The 21,828-nt window shown below is 68.6% G+C and carries 22 protein-coding genes, 1 tRNA gene and 1 riboswitch; of the genes, 14 read left to right on the top strand and 9 right to left on the bottom strand.

The genetic code is table 11. The annotated features are described in order from the left end of the window. Window positions 1-3: 3 nt before the first annotated feature. Entirely contained in the window at window positions 4-936 is a 933-nt protein-coding gene (locus ACILR9_RS11215) for a branched-chain amino acid aminotransferase (protein WP_395710002.1), read from the bottom strand. A gap of 493 nt (window positions 937-1,429) precedes the next feature. Here ACILR9_RS11215 and ACILR9_RS11210 point away from each other — a divergent pair, with 493 nt between their 5' ends. The 3 genes from ACILR9_RS11210 to ACILR9_RS11200 are packed head-to-tail and all read left to right on the top strand — an operon-like array spanning window position 1,430 to window position 4,000. Continuing rightward, window positions 1,430-1,927, top strand: a complete 498-nt coding sequence (locus ACILR9_RS11210) for a MarR family winged helix-turn-helix transcriptional regulator (RefSeq protein ID WP_395710001.1) — start codon at window positions 1,430-1,432, stop codon at window positions 1,925-1,927. Then, window positions 1,924-2,634: a response regulator gene (locus tag ACILR9_RS11205; protein ID WP_395710000.1), complete on the top strand. Its 711-nt coding sequence runs from the start codon at window positions 1,924-1,926 to the stop codon at window positions 2,632-2,634. Before ACILR9_RS11210 ends, ACILR9_RS11205 begins: the two co-directional genes overlap by 4 nt. Window positions 2,635-2,644: 10 nt before the next feature. Further along, window positions 2,645-4,000 (top strand): sensor histidine kinase, encoded by a 1,356-nt coding sequence (locus ACILR9_RS11200; protein ID WP_395709999.1) that lies wholly within the window; start codon window positions 2,645-2,647, stop codon window positions 3,998-4,000. A 35-nt stretch (window positions 4,001-4,035) separates the two neighbouring features. On the opposite strand, the gene gloB is transcribed toward ACILR9_RS11200, so the two are convergent. Continuing rightward, entirely contained in the window at window positions 4,036-4,812 is a 777-nt protein-coding gene (gloB, locus tag ACILR9_RS11195; protein ID WP_395709998.1) for a hydroxyacylglutathione hydrolase, read from the bottom strand. A 73-nt stretch (window positions 4,813-4,885) separates the two neighbouring features. Between gloB and ACILR9_RS11190 the strand changes: the two genes are divergently transcribed. Genes ACILR9_RS11190 through ACILR9_RS11175 form a run of 4 tightly spaced genes read left to right on the top strand, consistent with a single transcriptional unit; the run spans window position 4,886 to window position 7,575 of the window. Further along, complete coding sequence (locus tag ACILR9_RS11190) at window positions 4,886-5,662, top strand: class I SAM-dependent methyltransferase (protein WP_395709997.1); 777 nt, start codon at window positions 4,886-4,888, stop codon at window positions 5,660-5,662. Window positions 5,663-5,707: 45 nt separating this feature from the next. Further along, entirely contained in the window at window positions 5,708-6,640 is a 933-nt protein-coding gene (locus tag ACILR9_RS11185) for a DUF1932 domain-containing protein (RefSeq protein ID WP_395709996.1), read from the top strand. Then, window positions 6,630-7,118, top strand: coding sequence for a YbaK/EbsC family protein (locus tag ACILR9_RS11180; RefSeq protein WP_395709995.1), 489 nt, complete (start codon window positions 6,630-6,632; stop codon window positions 7,116-7,118). The genes ACILR9_RS11185 and ACILR9_RS11180 overlap by 11 nt, the downstream gene beginning before the upstream one ends. Then, window positions 7,111-7,575: a GNAT family N-acetyltransferase gene (locus tag ACILR9_RS11175; RefSeq protein ID WP_395709994.1), complete on the top strand. Its 465-nt coding sequence runs from the start codon at window positions 7,111-7,113 to the stop codon at window positions 7,573-7,575. Before ACILR9_RS11180 ends, ACILR9_RS11175 begins: the two co-directional genes overlap by 8 nt. A gap of 321 nt (window positions 7,576-7,896) precedes the next feature. Here ACILR9_RS11175 and metW read toward each other — a convergent pair whose 3' ends face one another. After that, the gene (gene metW, locus ACILR9_RS11170; protein ID WP_395709993.1) at window positions 7,897-8,505 is read right to left on the bottom strand and encodes a methionine biosynthesis protein MetW; all 609 of its coding nucleotides are present in this window, start codon (window positions 8,503-8,505) and stop codon (window positions 7,897-7,899) included. Continuing rightward, window positions 8,502-9,695, bottom strand: coding sequence for a homoserine O-acetyltransferase (locus ACILR9_RS11165; protein WP_395709992.1), 1,194 nt, complete (start codon window positions 9,693-9,695; stop codon window positions 8,502-8,504). Before ACILR9_RS11165 ends, metW begins: the two co-directional genes overlap by 4 nt. A gap of 67 nt (window positions 9,696-9,762) precedes the next feature. Then, a riboswitch (SAM riboswitch) is annotated at window positions 9,763-9,838 on the bottom strand. Window positions 9,839-9,944: 106 nt separating this feature from the next. Here ACILR9_RS11165 and ACILR9_RS11160 point away from each other — a divergent pair. From ACILR9_RS11160 to ACILR9_RS11145, 4 genes are read left to right on the top strand one after another with little or no spacing between them, the layout of a single operon-like run. Continuing rightward, window positions 9,945-10,799, top strand: coding sequence for a chorismate mutase (locus tag ACILR9_RS11160; RefSeq protein ID WP_395709991.1), 855 nt, complete (start codon window positions 9,945-9,947; stop codon window positions 10,797-10,799). A gap of 36 nt (window positions 10,800-10,835) precedes the next feature. Further along, complete coding sequence (hisC, locus tag ACILR9_RS11155) at window positions 10,836-11,924, top strand: histidinol-phosphate transaminase (RefSeq protein ID WP_395709990.1); 1,089 nt, start codon at window positions 10,836-10,838, stop codon at window positions 11,922-11,924. Then, window positions 11,921-12,835: a prephenate/arogenate dehydrogenase family protein gene (locus ACILR9_RS11150; protein WP_395709989.1), complete on the top strand. Its 915-nt coding sequence runs from the start codon at window positions 11,921-11,923 to the stop codon at window positions 12,833-12,835. Before hisC ends, ACILR9_RS11150 begins: the two co-directional genes overlap by 4 nt. Window positions 12,836-12,852: 17 nt before the next feature. Further along, the gene (locus ACILR9_RS11145; RefSeq protein ID WP_395709988.1) at window positions 12,853-13,383 is read left to right on the top strand and encodes a gamma-glutamylcyclotransferase; all 531 of its coding nucleotides are present in this window, start codon (window positions 12,853-12,855) and stop codon (window positions 13,381-13,383) included. Window positions 13,384-13,571: 188 nt separating this feature from the next. On the opposite strand, the gene ACILR9_RS11140 is transcribed toward ACILR9_RS11145, so the two are convergent. Then, window positions 13,572-14,201 (bottom strand): TetR/AcrR family transcriptional regulator, encoded by a 630-nt coding sequence (locus ACILR9_RS11140; RefSeq protein WP_395709987.1) that lies wholly within the window; start codon window positions 14,199-14,201, stop codon window positions 13,572-13,574. A 185-nt stretch (window positions 14,202-14,386) separates the two neighbouring features. Here ACILR9_RS11140 and ACILR9_RS11135 point away from each other — a divergent pair, with 185 nt between their 5' ends. Beyond that, the gene (locus ACILR9_RS11135; RefSeq protein WP_395709986.1) at window positions 14,387-15,541 is read left to right on the top strand and encodes a trans-sulfuration enzyme family protein; all 1,155 of its coding nucleotides are present in this window, start codon (window positions 14,387-14,389) and stop codon (window positions 15,539-15,541) included. Between the two features lie 166 nt (window positions 15,542-15,707). Here ACILR9_RS11135 and ACILR9_RS11130 read toward each other — a convergent pair whose 3' ends face one another. After that, the gene (locus tag ACILR9_RS11130; protein WP_395709985.1) at window positions 15,708-16,700 is read right to left on the bottom strand and encodes a proline racemase family protein; all 993 of its coding nucleotides are present in this window, start codon (window positions 16,698-16,700) and stop codon (window positions 15,708-15,710) included. Further along, window positions 16,697-17,845: an acyl-CoA dehydrogenase family protein gene (locus tag ACILR9_RS11125; RefSeq protein ID WP_395709984.1), complete on the bottom strand. Its 1,149-nt coding sequence runs from the start codon at window positions 17,843-17,845 to the stop codon at window positions 16,697-16,699. The genes ACILR9_RS11130 and ACILR9_RS11125 overlap by 4 nt, the downstream gene beginning before the upstream one ends. A 196-nt stretch (window positions 17,846-18,041) precedes the next feature. Here ACILR9_RS11125 and ACILR9_RS11120 point away from each other — a divergent pair. Together ACILR9_RS11120 and ACILR9_RS11115 are read left to right on the top strand one after the other, a co-directional pair. Further along, window positions 18,042-18,116: transfer RNA gene (locus ACILR9_RS11120), tRNA-Gly, on the top strand. 30 nt (window positions 18,117-18,146) lie between these two features. Then, the gene (locus ACILR9_RS11115) at window positions 18,147-19,487 is read left to right on the top strand and encodes an enoyl-CoA hydratase/isomerase family protein (RefSeq protein ID WP_395709983.1); all 1,341 of its coding nucleotides are present in this window, start codon (window positions 18,147-18,149) and stop codon (window positions 19,485-19,487) included. 146 nt (window positions 19,488-19,633) lie between these two features. On the opposite strand, the gene ACILR9_RS11110 is transcribed toward ACILR9_RS11115, so the two are convergent. Together ACILR9_RS11110 and ACILR9_RS11105 are read right to left on the bottom strand one after the other, a co-directional pair. Further along, window positions 19,634-20,287 (bottom strand): ABC transporter ATP-binding protein, encoded by a 654-nt coding sequence (locus ACILR9_RS11110; RefSeq protein ID WP_395709982.1) that lies wholly within the window; start codon window positions 20,285-20,287, stop codon window positions 19,634-19,636. Between the two features lie 10 nt (window positions 20,288-20,297). Further along, window positions 20,298-21,827, bottom strand: coding sequence for an ABC transporter permease subunit (locus ACILR9_RS11105; protein ID WP_395709981.1), 1,530 nt, complete (start codon window positions 21,825-21,827; stop codon window positions 20,298-20,300). Window position 21,828 lies beyond the last annotated feature (1 nt).

Raw genomic sequence — 21,828 nt, 5'->3', positions numbered from 1 at the left:
CTGTCAAGCGGCGAGCGAGGTGCTCGCGGGGGCGAGATGCGTCGATTCGCCGAAGCCTTCGCAGTCCGGCTGGCGCACCAGCTTCTGGAAATCCGTCATCAAGGTGCGTGCGCAGGGGCCGGACTGGTAGTGGTGATCATCGACCGAGCCCACCGGGACGATCTCGGCAGCCGTGCCGCAGAGGAATACCTCGCTGGCGTCGGCAAGCTCCTGCAGCTTCACCGCGCGCTCCTCGACGGCCCAGCCGCGCTTCCGCGCCATGCCCATGACGGCGCGGCGGGTGATGCCGTCGAGGAAGTTCTCGGCCGTCGGCGTCACCAGCGTGCCGTCGATCACCAGGAAGATGTTGGCGCCGGTCGATTCGGCGAGGTCGCCCTTCCAGTCGAGCATCAGGGCGTCGTCGAAGCCGGCCTTGAGGGCGCGGTCCTTCTCGATGCCGCAGATGATGTAGAGGCCGGCGACCTTGGCGTGACCCGGCGCGAAATCGGCCGACGGGCGGCGGTATTTGGCCATGGTGACGTTGATGCCGGCGTCGCGCGCCTGCACCGAAAGCCGGCCCTCCTGGGCCCATGGCGCGATGGCGAGGTGTACCGAGGTGCCGATGCCCGACACGCCCAGCACCTCCGTGCCGCGCCAGGCGATCGGCCGGATATAGCCGGCCTGCAGTCCGTTCGCCTTGACCACCTCGCGGGTCGCCGCCTCGATCTGCTCGCGCGTCCACGGGATCTCGTAGTCGAGCAGGTGGGCTGAGTTGATCAGCCGCGCGCTGTGCGCCGCCAGCCGGAATATCTTCCCGTCATAGATGCGCTCGCCCTCGAACACGGCCGAGCCGTAATGCAGCGCATGGGTCAGCACATGCATGCGGCTGTCGCGCCACGGCACCAGCTTGCCGTCCAGCCAGATGAACCCGTCGCGGTCTTCCATCGATAAGGACATTGCTCTCCCTCCCGGGGAAATATTCCAAAGCGATCACTCCAGGTCGCTCCATAGCAACCTTCTGTCTAATTAGGTCAATAATAATGACCTTGTCAATATCATTGCCTAAACGAGAGTCATGGGCCGGGAGCGCGCCACTTAAGGCGGAGTAGCCTCCGCCGACGTGGCGCTCTTTTCATTTTCCTCCCCAGCTTTGCTGGGGAGGTGTCCGCGTAATCGCGGACGGAGGGGTCAAGAGCCCCACCCATGGCCTCATGACCCCTCCGTCGCGTATGACGCGACACCTCCCCAGCAAGGCTGGGGAGGAGAACGAAGATGAGCGCCACGTCGGCGGAGGCTACTCCGCCTTAAGTGGCGCGCTCCCGGCCATGAGCTTGCTTCGTGCAGGAACCGCGCTCGCTTCCCTCCACGCCCCCAAGGGTGTCAACGCAACGCGCCGCCTCTATAGTCGCGGTTTACGATCAGAACCGACCGAAACTCGGCACAGAGCTTCATGGTGGACTCGAAACCTCCCGCTAACCCTCTGTTCCTCCGCGAGGAGGAGCTGCGCCAGGGCATCGAGCTGATGTTCTATGCCTACCGCGATTTCACGTTCGAATCGGATCAGCAGCTCAAGCGCTACCAGCTAGGCCGGGCGCATCATCGCGCGCTCTACTTCATCGGGCGCCATCCCGGCCAGACCGTCGGCCACCTGCTGTCGATCCTCAAGGTCACCAAGCAGTCGATCTCGCGCGTCCTGAAGGACCTGATCGGCCAGGCCTATGTCGAGCAGAAGAGCGGTGCGCGCGATCGCCGCGAGCGCCTGCTGTGGCTCACCGAGAAGGGCCAGAAGCTCGAGCGCGACCTGACCGGGCGGCAGAGCCAGCGCTTCGCCCGCGCCTACCGCGAGACCGGCGCCGAGGCTGTCGACGGCTTCCGCAAGGTGCTGCTCGGCCTGCTCGACCCGCCCGAGCGCGCCATCGTCGACAAGCGCGTGCGGGGCGGACGATGAGCCTGCTCGACAGCACGGTCGACAAGCCGCATGTCCTGGTGGTCGACGACGACACGCGCCTGCGCGGCCTCTTGAACACGTTCCTGTCCAAGAGCGGCTTTCGCGTCACCACCGCGAGCAATGCCGCCGAGGCGCGCCAGCGCCTGAGCGCGCTCGATTTCGACCTGATCGTGCTCGACGTCATGATGCCGGGCGAGAGCGGCCTCGAGTTCGCCGGCGAGCTGCGGCGCTCCGACGACGTGCCGATCCTGATGCTGACAGCTATGGGCGAACCCAAGGACCGCATCGCCGGCCTCGAGCAGGGCGTCGACGACTATCTCGGCAAGCCGTTCGATCCGCGCGAGCTCCTGCTGCGTATCCAGAACATCCTGCGACGCAACAAGCCCCAGGCGCCGGCGAACGCCGAGACGCCGCGGCAGGTGTCATTCGGCCCGTTCCAGTTCGATCTCGAGGTCGGCGAGCTGGCCCAGGACGGCAAGCGCGTGGCCCTGACCGAGACCGAGACGGCATTGCTGCGCGCCCTTGCCGCTCGCCTCGGCGAGGCGGTGAGTCGCGAGGCGCTGTGCCGGATCGTCGGCAGCGCCGTCAACGAGCGCGCCATCGACGTGCAGGTCACCCGGCTCAGGCGCAAGATCGAGCCCGACCCGTCGTTTCCGCGCTACTTGCGCACGGTCCGCGGCCAGGGTTATCGACTGGTCGACGCATGATGGGCGACATATGATTCTGGGCGCGATCCGCGACGCCTTCGAACGCATCGCCCGCCTCGCCGACCGGCATTCCCCGCAGACGCTGTTCGCGCGCGCGCTGATCATCATCGTCGTCCCCATGCTGCTCCTGCAGGCCTTGTCGGCCTGGTGGTTCTACAGCCAGCGCGGCGACAACGTGACCAACCGGCTGGCCATCCTGCTGGTGCGCGACCTGCGCCTGCTGATCGCGCTGCACGCCGACTTCCCCGACGACGCCCATCGCGAATGGATCCTGCGGCGCTCGGCGCAGGATCTGCTGCTGTTCGTCAGCTTCCGCAAGGGCATCATACGGCCGTTCAAGCAGCCGGAGTATTTCGACATCGCCGCGCGCGAGGTGCAGGGCGCGCTCGACGCCGATCTCAAGCGCCCGTTCTTCATCGACAACAATGTCGGCGGCGGCCAGATGCTGATCGAGATCCAGCTCAACGACGGCACCGTGATGGACGTGCTGGTGCCGCACGTGCGTCTCACCTTCGGTTCGAGCTTCGCCTACGTGATCGCCCAGCTCGGCCTGGCGCTGGTGCTGTTCGGCCTGGCGATCTGGTTCATGCATCGCGAGCTGGTGCCGATCGAGCATCTCGGCGTAGCGGCCGACGCCCTGGGCAAGGGCCGCGACATTCCCGATTTCGCCTTCTCCGGCGGCACCCGCGAGGTGCGCAACGCCGCCACCGCCTTCCACACCATGCGCATCCGCCTGCGCCGCTCGATCCAGCAGCGCACCGAGATGCTGGCCGGCGTGAGCCACGACCTGCGCACGCCGCTCACCCGCATGAAGCTGTCGCTCGCCCTGCTGCCCGACTCGCCCGAAAGCAAGGAACTCGGCGACGACGTGGTCGACATGGAGCGGATGATCGAAGGCTACCTGGCGTTCGCCCGTGGCGAGGGCGACGAGGAACCCGGTCCGGTCGATCTGTCGGAGATCCTGGAGGACGTGGCGGCTGGCGCCCGGCGCAACAACGCCGACGTCGACGTCGCCTGGCAAGGCGACATGAATGTCGAGCTGCGCGAGCTCGCCATGAAGCGCTGCCTCACCAACCTCGTGTCCAACGCGCTGCGCTACGGCACCAAGGTCCGCCTCAACGCCGTGCGCGGCCGCACCTCGGTCGAGATCACGATCGACGACGATGGCCCCGGCATTCCGCCCGACAAGTACGAGGACGTCTTCCGCCCGTTCTTCCGGCTCGACGAATCGCGCAACGTCGAGACCGGCGGCGTCGGCCTCGGCCTCACCATCGCGCGCGACGTGGCGCGCAGCCACGGCGGCGACGTCGCCCTCGACGCCTCGCCACTGGGCGGCCTGCGCGTGATCGTGCGGATTCCGGTCTAGTCCCTCCTCCCCAGCGTAGCTGGGGAGGAGGATGACTACCGAAACACGTCCTTGCGATGGCGCACCTCGGCGAATACGGCGACCGGGTCGCCGCCGGACAGGCCGACGGCGCGCTGCACCGCCGGAACGTCGGCGCGCAGGAACGGATTGGTGGCCTTCTCCTCGCCGAGCAGCGACGGCACCGTCGCCTCGCCGCGCGCCCGCGCCGCGTCGATCGCCGACGAGCGTTCCTGCAGCTCCCTGTTGTCGGCCTCGACGGTCAGGGCGAAACGCGCGTTCGACTGGGTGTATTCGTGCGCGCAGTAGACCCGCATGTCGTCGGGCAACGCCCGCAACCGGCTGAGCGAGCTCCACATCTGCGCCGGCGTTCCCTCGAACAGGCGGCCGCAGCCCAGGGCGAACAGCGTGTCGCCGCAGAACAGCGCCTTCTGCTCGCGAAAGGCATAGGCGACATGGCCGCTGGTGTGACTCGGCACGAAGAACACGTCGGCCTCGGCTTCGCCGAAGCGGTAGCGCTCGCCGTCGTCGACCTCGACATCGATGCCGGGGATTCGCGCCCGGTCGCGGCGCGGGCCGACGATGGTGCAACCGGTGGCGTCCTTGATCGCGCGGTTGCCGCCGACATGGTCGCCATGATGGTGGGTGTTGAGGACGTGCGTGATCTGCCAGCGCCGCCGGGCCGCCTCGGCGAGCACCGGGCCGGCCACCGCGGGGTCGATCACGCCGACCGCGCCGCTCTGCGGTTCGCGCATCAACCACACGTAATTGTCGTTGAGGACGGGGATACGGACGATGTCTAGTGTTGCGCTCATGGCAGGCAACGCTAGCAAAGCTACCTTGCGGCCGCCATGGTCGCAGGGGCGTGGAGTCTGCTAAGATCGTCTCATGTGGACGGACGTCCTCGATCTCAACGATTTCTACCGCAGCACGCTCGGCCAGATGACGACCCGCCTGCTGCGCGCCCGGCTGCGCGAAGTGTGGCCCAATGTGCGCGGCGAAAGTGTCCTCGGCCTGGGCTATGCCACACCGTTCCTGCGGCCGTTTGCCGAGGAGGCGGCGCGCACCATCGCCTTCATGCCGGCGCCGCAGGGCGTCACCCGCTGGCCGCGCGAGGGGCGCAACCGTACCGCGCTGGTCGACGAGATGGACCTGCCGCTCGCCGACCGCTCGATCGACCGCGTCGTGCTGGTGCACGCCGTCGAATGCACCGAGCGGGTGCGACCGATGCTGCGCGAGATCTGGCGCGTGATGGCCGATGGCGGGCGCCTGCTCGTCGTCACGCCGACGCGTGCCGGCCTGTGGTCGCAGATCGATCGCTCGCCGTTCTACCAGGGCCATCCCTACTCGGCGGGCCAGCTTGCCGGATTGCTGCGCGCCAACATGTTCGCGCCGATGCAGCAGACGCGGGCGCTGTTCATGCCGCCGACCCATTCGCGCCTGGCGCTGCGCATGGCGCCGACCGTCGAGCGCTTCGGCCGCCGTTGGCTCGGCCGCTTCGCCGGCGTCTGCGTCATCGAAGCCGGCAAGCAGCTCTATGCCGGCATCGCCGAGCGCAGCCAGACCGCGGAGCAGGCCGTTGCGCGACCGAAGCTGCGCATCGCCAGCTCGCGCGACACCCAGGCGGCGCGCAACTCGGGCGACGGCGAAGCGCCGGCGTCCTGAGTCCTCCGAGAAGACCATCACGTCAATCGTCACGAGAGCATTCGCATGTCGCTGTCTCCGCGCGTGATCGCGCTGTTGGGCTTTGGCGAGGCCGGATCGGCAATCGCCCGCGGATTGTGCGCCGAAGGCGGCTGGCGCGGTCCCACGCGTCCGGGCGACAACGCCCCGCGCCGCGTCATCGCCATCGACACCGCGCTCGACAAGGACGCACGGGGCACGACGCTCGGCAAGGAAGCGCGCCGGCTCGATGTCGCGATCGAAAGTCACTACACGTCAGCCCTCGGCGAGGCCGACCTCGTGATCTGCGCGGTGCAGGGCGAGCATGCGCTGGAGGCAGCCGAGGCCGCCGCGCCTCTGCTCAAGAAGGGCGTGCACTATCTCGACCTCTGCACGGTGACCGGCAAGATGTCCGACGAGGACCGTGCACTGATCGAGGCGGCGGGCGGTCATTACATCGACATCGCCGTCATGGGCGGCTTCTTCAAGCATGGCATCAAGGCGCCCATGCTGGTGGCCGGCGAGGATGTCGAGGCGGCCGTCGCCTGGATGAACGCCAGCGGCTTCGATGCCAGGGTGCTCGGCCCGAAGCCGGGCAGCGCCTCGTCGGTGAAGATGATCCGCAGCGTGCTGATCAAGGGCGTCGAGGCGCTGGGCGTGGAGGCGTACGTCACGGCGGAGCGCCAGGGCATCCTGAAGGAAGTCATGGAGTGCATGGGCGACGTCGACAAGGTCGGCTTCGCCAATTTCGTCGGCACACTGGTGCAGACCCATACCGTGCACGCCTACCGCCGCTGGGAGGAGATGGGACTGGTCGGCAAGACCTTGCGCGAGACCGGCGTCGATCCGCTGATGACCGAAACGACCGAGCGAAGTCTTCGCCGCTCCATCGATGCCGGCATTGCGCCGGCCGACGGCAAGGTGCCGAGTCTCGAAGAAGCGTTGAGGATCCTGTCGGAGAAGGTGATTCGTGGCCGCTGATGTTTTCGACCAGCTCGTGGCGCTGCTGAACGACGACAAGGCGAAGTTCCGCGTCATCGAGCACGAGCCGGAAGGCCGCTCCGAAGCGATCAGCGTCATCCGCGGCAACCGGCCCGACCAGGCCGCCAAGGCGATGGTGCTCGACGTACGCGGCGGCGGTAGCGGCAAGCGCCACGTGCTGGCCATCCTGCCGGGCAACCGCAAGCTCGACTTCAACGCAGTGGCGACCCTGTTCGAGGCGCGCAAGTGCGGCTTCGCCTCGCCCGACACGGCCCAGGCGCTCACCGGCTGTGTCATGGGCTCGGTGCCGCCCTTCTCGCTCGATCCGGCACTGGCCATCGTCGTCGACCAGGACCTGCTGGCCAACGACACGCTGTTCTTCAACGCCGGCCGCCTCGACCGCTCGATGGAACTCGACACCAAGGACTGGCTCGCCGTCGCCCAGCCGCGCGTCGCCAGGATCGCCGCCGGTGCCTGAAGCTTGGCGGTTCGCGCCGACGAGCGAAGCAGACTTCGAACCATTGCTGGCGCTGCGCATCGAGGTGATGCGCGAGCATCTCGAGCGCGTCTTCCGCTACGAGCCGTCGCGAGCGCGGCGAGTCTTCCGCGAGTCCTTCGACGAACCCGGCATGCGGCTGATCCTGCTGGACGACGAGCGGATCGGCTGCGTCGGCTTCCGCATCGGCACCAGCGAGATCAAGCTCGATTCGTTCTACCTCGCGAAGCACCTGCACAACAGCGGATTGGGAACGGAGATCCTGAAGACTCTGCTGGCCGAGGCCGACGCCCTGGGCCTGCCGGTGCGCCTGGAGGTCCTGCACGGCAGCCCCGCCGCCCGCTTCTATCTCCGCCACGGCTTCGTGAAGATCGGCGAGGACGACATCGAAGCCGAGTACGAGCGGCCAGTGCACTCCGCCGAAGCCACGCGATCGTAATCCACGATGGCATTCATTGCCGGGAGCGCGCCACTTCAGGCGGAGAAACCTCCGCCGACGTGGCGCTCCTTCTCCTCCCCAGCTTTGCTGGGGAGGTGTCCGCGTCTTCGCGGACGGAGGGGTCGAAAGCCCCACTGAGACTCCTGACCCCTCCGTCTCGGATTACCGAGACACCTCCCCAGCGAAGCTGGGGAGGAGAATGAAAAGAGCGCCACGTCGGCGGAGGTTTCTCCGCCTGAAGTGGCGCGCTCCCGGCCATGACCCTTCGGTCGCCGCAAGACGGCGACACCTCCCCGGCTTCGCCGGGAGGCGAATGATCTCTCAATCCCTTCTCAGCATGAACACCGCCTGCTCGCCCAGCAGGTTGGCGGCGAGCGGCGGCAGGTTGATCGGCTTGCTGTTGCGGTCGAGCACGATGGCGCGCTCGATGCGCACGCCCATGTCGGCGCACAGCGCGCGGAAATCGTCGATGCTGCAGAGATGGATGTTGGGCGTGTCGTACCATTTGTAGGGCAGCGACGGCGTCTCCGGCATGCGGCCGCCGAACACCATGCGCAGGCGCACCTGCCAGTGGGCGAAGTTGGGGAACGACACGATGGCGCGCTTGCCGACCCGCAGCATCTGCTGCAGCACCTGGCGCGGCTCGCGCGTGGCCTGCAGCGTCTGGCTCAGGATCACGTAGTCGAACGCATCGTCCGGGTAGTCGCCGAGATCGGTGTCGGCGTCGCCCTGGATCACCGACAGGCCGTTGGCGACGCAGGCGTTGACGCCGGCCTGGCTGAGCTCCATGCCGCGCGCATCGACCTGCTTGAAGTTCACCAGGTAGGCGAGCAGCGAGCCGTCGCCGCAGCCGACATCGAGCGCGCGAGCCGACGGATCGACCATGTCGGCGATGAGCTGCAGGTCGACACGGATGGCGGCAGAGTTCACCGCACTCCCCTGAGGCCGCGCACCGTCGCGGCGCCCTTGAGGAAGCCGCTGAGCGTGCGGAACATCTCCGGCTCCTCGAGCAGGAAGGCGTCGTGGCCCTTGTCGCTCTCGATCTCGACGAACGAGACGTTGGCGGCCACTGCGTTCAGCGCATGCACGACGTCACGGCTCTCGTGCGTCGGGAACAGCCAGTCGCTGGTGAAGGACACCAGGCAGAAGCGCGTCGGCGAGCCGCGGAAGGCATTGGCCAGCACGCCGCCATGGGCATCGGCGAGATCGAAATAATCCATCGCCCGCGTGATGTAGAGGTAGCTGTTGGCGTCGAAGCGCTCGACGAAGGTCGAGCCCTGGTAGCGCAGGTAGCTCTCGACCTGGAAATCGGCGTCGAAGCCGAAGCCGAGCGCATTGCGGTTCTGCAGCGAGCGGCCGAACTTGCGCTGCAGCGCCTGCTCCGACAGGTAGGTGATGTGCGCGGTCATGCGCGCGACCGCGAGCCCGCGGGCCGGCACCGTCTTGTGCAGTCGATAGTCGCCACCCTTCCATTCCGGGTCGGCCATGATCGCCTGGCGGCCGACCTCGTGGAACGCGATGTTCTGCGCCGAATGGCGCGCCGCACAGGCGATCGGCACGGCCGCGAACACCCGCTTGGGAAAGCTCGCCGCCCATTCCAGCACCTGCATGCCGCCCATCGAGCCGCCGATGACGCAGAACAGGTCTGCAATGCCGAGATGGTCGAGCAGCGCCGCCTGGGCGCGCACCATGTCGGCGATGGTCACCACCGGAAAGCGCAGGTTCCAGGCCTTGCCGTTCGCCGGATCGCTGGCCAACGGCCCGGTCGTGCCCATGCAGCCGCCCAGCACATTGGCGCAGATGATGTAGTAGTGCGCCGGATCGAGCACCTTGCCCGGGCCGACCATGCTGTCCCACCAGCCGTCCTTGCCGGTCACCGGATGGCGCTCGTTGACGAACTGGTCGCCGGTCAGGGCGTGGCAGATCAGCACCGCGTTGGATTTCTCGGCGTTGAGCGTGCCGTAGGTCTGATAGGCTACCCGGTAGGGCCCGAGATCGACGCCGCAATCGAGATGCAACGGACGGTCCGCCCCCAGGATGGCATGATGACACCGGCCGAGCGCCTTGCGCTCCGCATCGGCGAGGTCGTCGAGCCGCAGCGAGCCGATCGTCCCCTCCATGTGCACTCCCCTCGAGCCGCGCGCCCGCGGCGACGAAAAAGCCCCCGGCCGGCGAAGGACGGGGGCTTTTTCGAGCGCTCCGACCTTTTAGCGATGATTAACGTGGTCGCAAGCCGGTCGGCTCAAATTCCACGGGAAGCCCTCTATACGGATGCTACCGGCGACGCGCAAGACCCTTGCGGTTTCTAAGCCTTTACGCGGACCGGCCGAACGTAGTATCGCCGCAGCCGCACAGGAACCACCAGCCTAATGGATTCACCCACCCTCGACCGCTTGCGCCAGGAAATCGATTCCATCGACAGCGACTTGCACGGTTTGATCGAGCGGCGGGCCGACCTGGTCGACCGGATTGCCGCGTCCAAGAAGGGTGGCGGCGGGCTGGCCCTGCGGCCGGGACGCGAGGCCCAGGTGATGCGCAAGCGACTGGCCGGGCACCGGGGGCCTTTCCCCGCGGCCGCGGTGTGGCGGATGTGGCGCGAGATGATGTGCGCCTTCACCCTGATGCAGACACCCGACATCAAGATCGCGATCTGCCGGCCGATCGACCAGCCGGGCTACTGGGATCTGGCGCGCGACCATTTCGGCTGCCAGATCCCGCTGGTCGCCCACGATACGCCGGCCCAGGTGCTGGCGGCGGTGCGCGCCAGCCCGACGACGCTGGGTGTCGTGCCGGCCCCCATCGAAGCCGATACGACCCCCTGGTGGCCGCTGCTGACTGGCCGGGATGCCAGCCTGCCCAACGTCGTGGTCCGCCTGCCCTTCCTGATGATGCCCAATGCGCGCGCCCGCGGCATCTCGGCCTTCGTGCTGGCACGCATGGAGCCGGAAGAATCGGGCGACGATCGGGCGTTGATCGCGCTCGAGGCCGAGACCGGTCTCAGCCGCAACCGCATCGCCGGGGCGCTCGAGAAGGCCGGCCTGCCAGCCTTCACCTCGGCGCTGGACCAGGTGGTGGGCGGCGTGCATCACTACCTCGTCGAGCTACCCGGCCTGGTCACCGATTCCGATCCACGGCTCGGCGCCCTCGGCGCCGCCCTGGGACTGCAGAATGGTCGTGTCGCCGCCATTGGCGCCTATGCCGCTCCCGCCCTGGTGCGGGCCTAGCGGCGCGGGCTCCCTCAACCCCAACAGGAGACTGCCATGAGCGCGCTCACGCCGCGTCCGGGCATCATGAAGATCGCGCCCTACGTCCCCGGCAAGGATTCCATCGACGGCAAGCAGACAGTCGCCAAGCTGTCGTCGAACGAGGGCGCGCTGGGCCCGAGCCCGCGGGCGATGGCGGCCTACGCCAAGGCGGCTGCCGACCTGCATCGCTATCCCGACGGCGACACCGCGCAGCTCAGGGCGGCGATCGGCCGTCACTACGGCCTCGATCCGGCGCGCATCGTCTGCGGCGCCGGTTCCGACGAGCTGCTCAATCTCCTGGTGCGCGCCTATTGCGGGCCGGGCGACGAGCTTCTCTACAGCCAATTCGGCTTCCTGATGTATCCCATCAACGCGCTGGGCGTCGGCGCCACGCCGGTCGCGGCTCCCGAGAAGGACTACCACGCCGACGTCGACGCCATGCTGGCCAAGGTCACCGGCAAGACCCGCGTCGTTTGCCTCGCCAACCCGAACAACCCGACCGGCACCTACATCACCAAGGACGACGTGCGCCGCCTGCATGCCGGCCTGCCGAAGAACGTGCTGCTGGTGATCGATGCCGCCTATGCCGAATATGTCAGCCGCAACGATTACGAGTCGGGTGTCGAGCTGGTCGACCAGGCCGAGAACGTCGTGATGACCCGCACCTTCTCCAAGATCTATGGCCTGGGGGGCTTGCGCATCGGCTGGATGTATGGACCGGCCGGGATCGTCGACGTGATGAGCCGGCTGCGCCAGCCGTTCAACGTCAATTTGGCGGCGCAGGCGGCCGGCGTCGCCGCGCTGGCCGACATCGCCCACACCGATGCCAGTCGCACCAACAACGACCTCTGGCTGCCCTGGCTCAGCGCCGAGCTCGCCAAGCTCGGCCTCGCGCCGCTGCCCAGCGTCGGCAACTTCGTCACGGTGGGTTTCGGCTCGAAGGAGCGCGCCCAGGCGGCCAACGCCTGGCTGATGAACGACGGGCTGATCCCGCGCATGATCGCCGGCTACGGCCTGCCCGAGCATCTGCGCATCACCATCGGCACCGAAGCCGAGGTCAAGGCGGTGCAGGCCTCGCTCGCCCGGTTCGTCGCCCAGCAATGACCAAGCCCTCTCCCGACAAGCCCCCCGTCGGCAAGCCAATGTTCGGCAAGATCGCGCTGATCGGCATCGGCCTGATCGGCGGCTCGATCGCGCTCGCCGCCCGCCGCGCCGGCCTGGCGCGCACGATCGTCGCCGCCACGCGACGCGCCGAAACCGCCGAGACCGCCAACCAGCTGAAGCTGGTCGATCATTGCGGCACCGACCTCGCCGCCGCCTGCGAGGATGCCGACCTGGTGATCGTCTGCACGCCGGTCGGCTCCTGTGGCGAGGCGACCCGGACCATCGCGCCCAAGCTGAAGCCGGGCTGCATCGTCTCCGACGTCGGCTCGGTGAAGCAGGCGGTGATCAGCGCCATGGCGCCGCACCTGCCAACCCATGTCCACTTCGTGCCGGCCCATCCGGTCGCCGGCACCGAAAACTCCGGTCCGACGGCCGGCTTCGCCGAGCTGTTCGACGGCCGCTGGTGCATCCTGACGCCGCTGCCCGGCGTCGATGCCGCCGCGGCCGACAAGCTCGAAGCCTTCTGGCGCGGCCTGGGCAGCGAGGTCGAGCGGCTCGACCCGGCCGATCACGACCGCATCCTCGCCATCACCTCGCACCTGCCGCATCTGATCGCCTACACCATCGTCGGCACAGCCGACGATCTCGCCGGCCATCTCAACAGCGAGGTCCTGCGCTTCGCCGCCGGCGGCTTCCGTGACTTCACGCGCATTGCCGCTTCCGATCCGACGATGTGGCGCGACGTCTTCCTGAACAATCGCGAGGCCGTGCTGGAAGTGCTGGCGCGCTTCCAGGAGGACCTGTTCTACCTGCAGCGCGCCATCCGCTGGGGCGAGGGCGACAAGCTGTTCGACCTGTTCACGCGCACGCGCGAGATCCGCCGCGCGCTGATCCACCTCCACCAGGAGTGAGCACGCCGGACGACGGCATGGAGACCCGGCCGCGCTGGGTCTTCGGCTACGGCTCCCTGATGTGGAATCCGGGCTTCGCCACGCCCGAGACGCGGCCGGCGCGCCTGCAGGGCTGGCATCGCGCCTTCTGCATCTACTCGGAGCATTATCGCGGCACGCCGCAGCAGCCCGGACTCATTCTCGGCCTGCTGCCGGGCGGCGCCTGTCGCGGCCTTGCCCATCGCCTGCCCGACGACGATTACGACGCGGTGCGCCGCTACCTGATCCATCGCGAGATCGACAATGACGGCGTCTATCGCGAGACCGTCCGGCCGATCCATCTCGACGACGGCCGGGTCGTGCCGTCGCTGGTCTACCTGGCCGACCGCCAGCATCGCCAGTTCGCCGGCAGGCTGCCGATCGAGACGGCGGTGTCGCTGGTGCGCCGCGGACGCGGCGCCACCGGCAGCAACCTCGACTATGTCGAGAACACGGTAAAACACCTCGCGGAGCTCGGCCTGCGCGACCGCGCGCTCGAGGAGCTGGCGCGGCGGGCGGCGGCGCCGTAGCGAACCTCATTCGCCTCCCCCGTAATCGGGGGAGGTGCCCCGTCATGCGGGGCGGAGGGGGAAAGCCCCAATCGAGATGCTTCTGATTCCGACGTCAAAATCGGAGAACACCAGTTTGCGGCCTTCCCCCTCCGGCCCCACAGGCCACCTCCCCCGATTACGGGGGAGGCATATGACACCGCGTTCGCCTAGTGCCGAGCGCCGCCGTCGGTGAAGACGGCGCGGGTGATGAAGCGCAGCTCGTCGCGCGCCTGATCGATCGACAGGCCGAGGCGGCGGCGCAGCACGACCCATGCTTCCGGGGCACATGCTACTGCGAGCGCATTCAGGGTCCGCTCGCGCGACTCGGGCGGCATCGCCGTCAGCTCGCGATCGAACCAGATCGCCAGCTGATGACGGTTGCCGTTGTACATCTGCACCACCATGTCCGAGGCATTGGACGAGCGGCGCTGCAACGTCTCGACGAAGGTCCACATCGGCAGCAGGCGCTCGCAGCGGTCGCTATACTGGTTGGTGATCGCGGCGATGCGTTCCTCGATCGACCAGGCGGCGCCAAGCTCGGGAAGATCGCCGACCACGGCGGCGAGCATGCGGCCGAGCACGGCGACGTAGAGTTCCGCCGTGTCGGAGAAATGCTGGAATACGGTGCGCGCCGAGACGCCCGCCGTCTTGGCGATGTCGCGCACGATCGGCGCCACCTCGCCGGCCAATGCCAGCGCCAAGGCCGACGCGATGATGGCCTCGCGCGTACGCGCCACACGATCACCGCGTCCAGCGGTCGGCATTTGTGGCGGGCGGATGGAAGCGACGAAATTCATGCACCAATCTCCCGAATGCTGATCATCGCGACAGGAAGGGTCACGCAAATCGCGACGTGCGCCGCGTCATCCATGTTTCAGATTTGCGGCGCGGACGGATACTAATGCATCTACGACGGAAGTGCGACGATGCGCTATTAAAGCGCGTCCAGTGTAAGCAACCCGTAAGGTCACGGAAACCCGAAATGAACGACAAGACCCTAGCCGCCGCATCGCTCGCCGCCCAGGCGATGGGCTGGATCGATCCGGTGACGAAGGCGGTCGTTCCGCCGATCCATATGGCGAGCACCTATGTTCGCGACGAGGACAATGCCTATCGATCGGGTCGCATCTATGCACGCGCCGACAACCCGACCTTCGATCAGGCCGAGGCGACGCTGGCCGCTCTCGAACGCGGCCCGAAGGCCCTGATCTTCTCCTCGGGCATGAGCGCCGCCACCGCCTGCTTCCTGGCGCTGGCGCCGGGCGACCACGTCGTCGCTCCCAAGGTCATGTACTGGGCCCTACGGAACTGGCTGGCCACCTTTGCAACGGCGTGGGGGCTCGAGGTCGAGTTCGTCGACGCCGATCGGCACGACGCGATCGCCGCTGCCGTCCGGCCCGGCGCCACCAGGCTGGTGTGGATCGAGACACCGGCCAATCCGACCTGGTGCATTACCGATATCGCCGCGGCGGCCGACATCGCCCATCGGGCCGGCGCCCTGCTCGCCGTCGATTCGACGGTGGCGACGCCGGTGCTGTCACGGCCGATCGAGCACGGCGCCGACATCGTCATGCATTCGGCAACCAAGTATCTCAACGGTCACTCCGACATCATCGCCGGCGCGCTGGTCGGCGCGCGCGACGACGCCTACTGGGCGAAGCTGCGCACGCTCAGGGCGCAGCTCGGCACGATCCTCGGCCAGACCGAGGCATGGCTTCTCATGCGCGGCATGCGCACGCTGTTCCCCCGAGTCGCCTGGGCCTGCCGGTCGGCCGAGGCGCTGGCCGAACGGTTCGCCGCTCACCCAATGGTGGCCGAGGTTCTCTATCCCGGCCTGCCGGGCTTTGCCGGTCACGCCATCGCCGGCAAGCAGATGGCCGGCGGCTTCGGCGGCATGCTGTCGGTGCGCGTCAAAGGCGGCGAGCGCGCAGCGATTGCGACCGCGGCCCGCGTCGAGCTGTGGAAGCGCGCGACGTCGCTGGGCGGCGTCGAAAGCCTGATCGAGCACCGCGCCAGCATCGAGGGCCCAGGCACGCCCTGCCCAACCGACCTGCTGCGCCTGTCGGTCGGCGTCGAGGATTCCGGCGACCTGTTCGACGACCTCGACCAGGCCCTGCGTCGCGCCCACAACGCGTGAGAGCGCTCTTTTTCATGTCCCTCCCCAGCTTCGCTGGGGAGGTGTCCGCGTCATCGCGGACGGAGGGGTCATGAGCAACGCGACTGTGGCTCATGACCCCTCCGTCGCCGTATGACGGCGACACCTCCGCAGCGAAGCTGGGGAGGGGGTGAACGAGTCGGCGACTCTACAGCCCGAGGCTGAACCCCTCGCGCAGGGGATCGTCATCGTCGAAACGGAAGCGTGCGTCGCCGGTCTGATGGGCGCGGCCGCCGACCTCGACGATCACCGACTTGCGGCCGCCGACCGGCAGCGCATCGCGCATCACTTTCCCGGTGAACACGGCGCCGGTGCAGCTCTCGAACAGGCGCTCGTCACCGACCCGCACCCGGCGCCGCGCGGCCTGCAGGGCCATGCGCGCCGTGACGCCGCTGCCGGTCGGGCTGCGATCGATCTGGCGGCCGGCGAAGATGCAGACGTTGCGGCTCGGCCGGCCCTCGGCGCCCTCTTCGCCGTCGGTCAGGATGGTGCCGTAGAGAAAGGCGAGATCGGGCTCGTCGGGATGGTCGATGGCGATTGCCTTGGCTGCCGCGAGCGCGATCTCCTCGCCGGCATCGACGATCTGGCGCATCGGCGAGGCGGTGAGGTCGAGCCCGATCGAATCGGCGGCCAGGAAGGCATAGAACGCGCCGCCATAGGCGATGTCGACGGTGACCGGTCCCCACGTCCGCGTGGGCGCGATGCGATCCAACGCATAGGCGAAGGCCGGAACGCTCTCGAAGCGCACCATGCCGTCAGCCGCCACGCGCGCCGTCACCAGCCCGCACGGACATTGCAGGCGCACCATCGTTTCCGGCTCGCGGCGGGCGACCCGCCCGCTGTCGACCGCCCAGCGCGCCAGCGCGATCGTGGCGTGGCCGCACATCGTGCTGTAGCCCTCGTTGTGCATGAACAGCACGGCGAGATCGGCCTCGGGATGGTCGGGCTCGACCAGCAGCGCGCCGTACATGCCGTCGTGGCCGCGCGGCTCCAGCATCAGGCCGCGCCGCAAATGATCGAAGTGCTCCTTCGCCTCGCGCCGCTTGTCGAGCAGCGTCCGGCCTTCGAACGCCGGCCAGCCATCGACGATGATGCGGGTCGGCTCGCCGCCGGTGTGCATCTCGACCGTCGAGAGGATCACCCGAACACCTGCGGCAGGGCGACGCCGATGCGCTCGTTCATCATCTCGATCGAGCCGTCGGTGTAGGCGGCGATCTTGGCGCAGGCGAGATGGCGGGCCAGCGGATAGTCGGCACGCAGGCCGTTGGCGCCCATCGCCTGGATGCAGTCGGCAATGCGGCGCACCGCCATCTCGGTGGCGAACTTCTTGGCGTGCGCCGCCGGCAGCACGGCATCGCCCGCCTCGTCGATCAGGCGCGCCGCACGATAGGTGAGCAGCCGCGCCGCCTCGAGATCGGTCGCCGCATCGACCAGCTTCCACCGCACGCCCTGGTGCTCGAGCACTGGCTGGCCAAACGTCTTGCGCTGCCGCGTATAGCGCACCGCCGTTTCCAGCGAGGCCTGCAACATGCCGCAGCACATGGCGGCGACGTAAGCGCGCGCACCGTTGATGCCGGCCAGTGCCGCCTTGAAGGCACGGCCCGGTGGATGCAGCAGCGCCTCGTCGGGCGCGATGTAGTCGACCAAGCGAAACCCGCCGACGCCGATCGCATGCCCGCCATGCAGCTCGAACGGCTTTTCGCGATGGAAGCCTGGTCGATCCGCCTCGATGGCGAAGCAGGCGATGCCACGATAGCCCTGCGCCTTGTCGGTCTGGGCATAGGCGACCGAGAGGCCGGCCACCGCTGCATTGGTGATCCAGGCCTTGGCGCCGTTCAGCTTCCAGCCGCCGTCGACCTGCACCGCCGTCATCTCGAGGCCGCCGAAGTCGCTGCCGACGCCGGGCTCGCTCAACCCGGCGCAGCCGATCACCTCGCCGGCGATCATGCGCGGCAGCAGGCGCGCCACGTGCGCCGGCTGGCCGTCGCGGGCAAAGCGCGCCACGGCGTTGTGATGGTTGATCAGGGCAAAGGCGAAGGCGAAATCATGCCGGGCGATTTCCTCGAACGCGCGCAGCTTGCAGGAGAACGACAGGCCCTGCCCGCCGTGCCTGGCGGCCAGCTCGATCGTATGCAGGTTAGCGGCACAGGCGGCCTTGATCGTCTCGAGCGGATAGCGCCGCTCCCATTCCCAGCGCGCCGCGTTGGGCGCGACATGTTCCTCGGCGAAGGCCTTGGCACGCGCCACCACGGCGCGTTCTTGCGGTGTCAGGATTTCGTCCAGCATCGGCTTCTCATGGCACAAACCGGGCGCGAGATCACCGCGTCGTCACTTCACCGGGCCGCAGAAGGTGATCCAGATGGCGAAATCGTCGGTGAAGTTCGTGAGCCGGCGAGACACCCGTTGGTAGGGGACGGCCCCGCCGGTCCAGAAGACAGGGACCTTTCATTGAGCCCCCGACGCAGGCTAGAATGGCATCCAAGCGGGTGTAGCTCAGGGGTAGAGCGTCGGCTTCCCAAGCCGTAGGTCGCGGGTTCAAATCCCGTCGCCCGCTCCAACATTTTCAATGCGGGCAGGAAACGGCGGCATGAATTCGGTCGTATCGGCTCCGGTCGCGGCCACCGGCGATTTTGCGGCCGATCAGGCCCGGTTCTCGACCTATTGGCGCGGCGTCGCCGAAACGCTGGCACGCCTGCCGGCCAAGCCGCAGCGCGACGCGGCATCTCACCAGGCCGCCGAAGCCCTCAAGCAGGCGGCGCGCCAGGCGCGTTTCGTCTTCCTGCGTCGCCATGTCGTCACGCTCTACGACAAGCTCACCGACAGCCGGCGCAAGTTCGTGCGCGTCGATCGCCTGGTCTATGACGCCGCCCAGCTGGTGCCTGGCCTGGTGCCGACGCGCGCCGAGGTGGCGGCCGAAACCGAGCTGCGCCAGGCCGACAAGGACGGCTGCGAGATCGACCAGGGCATTCTCTGCAACCAGGTCCTGGCCGATCCGGCGTGCGGCGCCCATCTCTGCCACGCCATGCTGCTGCCGCGCGAGGAATCGGCCGAGGCGCTGGCGAAGTTCCGGCGCGATGGCCGCCTCGATCTCGGCTACGCCAAGGTCGAGCGCCGTGGTAAGGCGGCCGAGCTGCTGCTCGCCAATCCGCGTTTCCTCAACGCCGAGGACAACTCTACCCAGCCCGCCACCGAGATCGCGGCCGACGTCTGTATCCTCGACCCGGACAGCGAGGTCGCGGTGCTGCGCGGCGACATCGTGCCCGCCGGCAAGTATGCTGGCCGGCGCGTCTACAACGCCGGCATCAATCTCACGCATCTGTACTACGGCAAGATCCCCTTCCTGTGGTTCATGGTGCGTGACCTGGGATTCGTGAACAAGGTGCTGCGCGGCCTCGCCAAGCCCGACCTGCCGCCCGACGAAGTCGCGGGCGATTCTATCGAGAAGCTGTGGATCTCGGCCGTCGAGACCTTCGCCATCGGCGGCGGCTGCCAGATCCTGCTCGCCACCGATTTCAACATCGCCCAGCGGGGGGCCTACATGACTCTGCCGGCGCGCAAGGAGGGCATCATCCCGGCGATGGCCAACCTGCGCCTGGCGCGCTTCGTCGGCGATCGCATCGCCCGCCAAGCGATCATGTACGAGCGCCGCATCGACTGCGATTCGGAGATCGGACGCATGATCTGCGACGAGATCGTCGAGCCCGATGCAATGGATGCGACGGTTGCCCGGGTCATCGACCGGCTGACCGGCTCGGGCATGGTGGGCGCGATCGGCAATCGCCGCGCGCTGCGACTGTCGGCCGAGCCGCTCGACATGTTTCGCCGCTACGCAGCGCTCTATGCCCGCGAGCAAGCGCTCTGCCATTTCAGCCCGGCGCTGATCGCCAACCTCGAGCAGTTCTGGAACGCGCAGAGCCGGCGGGCGTGACTCTTCCTCCTCCCCAGCGTCCTCGCTGGGGAGGTGTCGCCGTCGTACGGCGACGGAGGGGTCATGAGCAGCGGGACTGAGGCTCATGGCCCCTCCGTCCGCGATGACGCGGACACCTCCCCAGCTTCGCTGGGGAGGAGCAGGAACTACCCGCCGGCCATCAGATCGGCGAGCGTGGGATCAGCCGCGAGCTCGGCCGCCGTCCCTTGCCGCACGATGCGGCCGCGGCTCAGCACGACGCCGCGATGCGCCACGCGCAGGGCCTGGCTGGCGCGCTGCTCGGCCAGCACGACGGCGAGCCCGTCCGCCGCCATCGCCGGCAACCGTTGCAGCAAATCGGCAACGATCAGCGGCGCCAGGCCGAGCGTCGGCTCGTCGAGCAGCAGCAGGCGCGGCCGGTTCATCAGGGCCCGCGCCAGCGCCAGCATCTGCTGCTGGCCGCCCGACAGCAGCCACGCCCGCGCCCGCGGCCGCTCGCCGAGCATGGGGAAGAGCGCCATCATCTCGGCCGCGCGTTGCCGGCGCTCGGGAGCCGACAGCGACGACGCGGCCTCGAGATTCTCCTGCACGGTGAGGCCCGCGAACACGCGCCGCCGCTCGGGCACATAGCCCACGCCCATCAGCACACGCTGCTCGACGGCGAGCGCCGCCACGTCGCTGCCGAAGAGGCGCACCGGTCCTGGCTGGAAGCCGAGGATGGTCTCGAGCAGGCGGGTCTTGCCGGCGCCGTTGCCGCCCAGCACGGCGACGATCTCGCCCGGCTCGACCGCGAGGTCGCCGATCTCGAGCACCGCACTCATGGCACCGCGCTCATGCCGCCTCGTCGAGGCCGAGGAAGCTCGCGCGCACGCGCGGGTCGGCGCGCACATCTGCCGGGGCGCCAACGGCGAGCAGCCGGCCGCGATCGAGGCAGACCAGGCGATCGCTGAGGCGCGACAGCAGCTCGATATCGTGATCGACGACCAGCAGCCCCAGCCCGCCGTCGCGCAGTCCGCGCAGGGTGTCGACCAGGTCGCTGCGCTCGCGGTCGGTCGCGCCGGCGGCCGGCTCGTCGAGCAGCACGAAGGCCGGCCTGACTGACAAGGCCCGCGCCAGCTCGTCGCGTCGCGTCTCGCCCTCGAGCATGCGCGCCTGGAAGGTGCGGCCCACGCCAGCCCGGGCGACGGCGTGAGGCGGCAGAGGCGTGATCGGCCGCTCGTCGAGCGCAATCGTCCCGCCGTCTGCCGGCTCGAGACCGGAGATCACGTTCAGGAGAGTTGTCTTGCCCGATCCGTTGGGGCCGATCAGGCCGACGATCTCGCCGCGCGCCACGGTGAAGGAGATGCCGGACAGCGCCTCGACGCCGCCGAAGCGTTTGACCGCCCGATCGACCCTGAGCTGCCGCGGACCGGCATTCGGCGCCAGCAAAGCGGGCCATGCTGGCGAGGGCGCTGCAGCCACCGGGGCGTTGCGCAGTCGATCGACCAGGCCGGCCAGCCCGTCGGGCGCCCACAGCACGACCGCGAGTGTCGCAACGGCGTAGGCGAGCAGCCAGGCACCCTGGAAGTCGCGCAGCAGCTCGGGCAGCCCGACGGCCAGCGCGGCGCCGAGCACGGCGCCCATCGGATGGCGCGTGCCACCCAGCACGACCGACGTGAGGCAGAGCACCATGATCGAAAAACCAGTCGCTTCCGGCGAGACCACGCCGCTCAGGGCGGCGGAGAAGGCGCCGGCCAGCCCCGCCAGCGCGCCGGCAACCACAAAGGCCGCCAGACGCCAACGTCCGCCATCGATGCCGAGCGTGGCCGCGAGCAACGGCGCCTGGCGCAACAGGCGCGCCCGCTCCCCGGCGCGCCCCTGCGCCAGCGCGGCGCAAGCCACCACCAGGACGACCAGGCAGGCCCACACCACAGCGAGCAGCAAGGGACCCCGCGGCAGCCCCCGCGCAAAGCCGGCGAGGCCGTTGGCGCCGCCGGTCAGGGTCTCGGCATGCACCGCCACGAGGTTGACGAGCGAGGCCAGCGCCAGCGTCGCCAGCGCAAAGTAATGCGATTGCAGGCGCAGCAGCGGCCCGCCCACGATGGCTGCCAGGCCGGCGGCAGCGGCCAGCGCCACCGGCAGCGCCAGCCCGCCCAGCGCCGGTGCCAGGAGGGCGGTGGCATAGGCCCCGACGCCGAACAGCGCGCCCTGCGCCAGGTTGAGCGCGCCGAGATGGCCGAAGATCAGCTGGTACCCCAGGCCCATCAGGGCATAGACGCCGACCAAGGTGACCATGCGCTGTCCGAAGGGCGCCAGCACGCCGAGGGCAATGACTGGCGGGAGGACGAGCGCGACCAGCCAGAAGACGCCGAGCGCGCGCATG

This window comes from Reyranella sp., assembly GCF_044224635.1.
Taxonomy (GTDB): Bacteria; Pseudomonadota; Alphaproteobacteria; order Reyranellales; family Reyranellaceae; genus Reyranella.
Note: the sequence above shows the minus strand (reverse complement) of the source record. Positions and strands in the feature narration are given on the sequence as shown.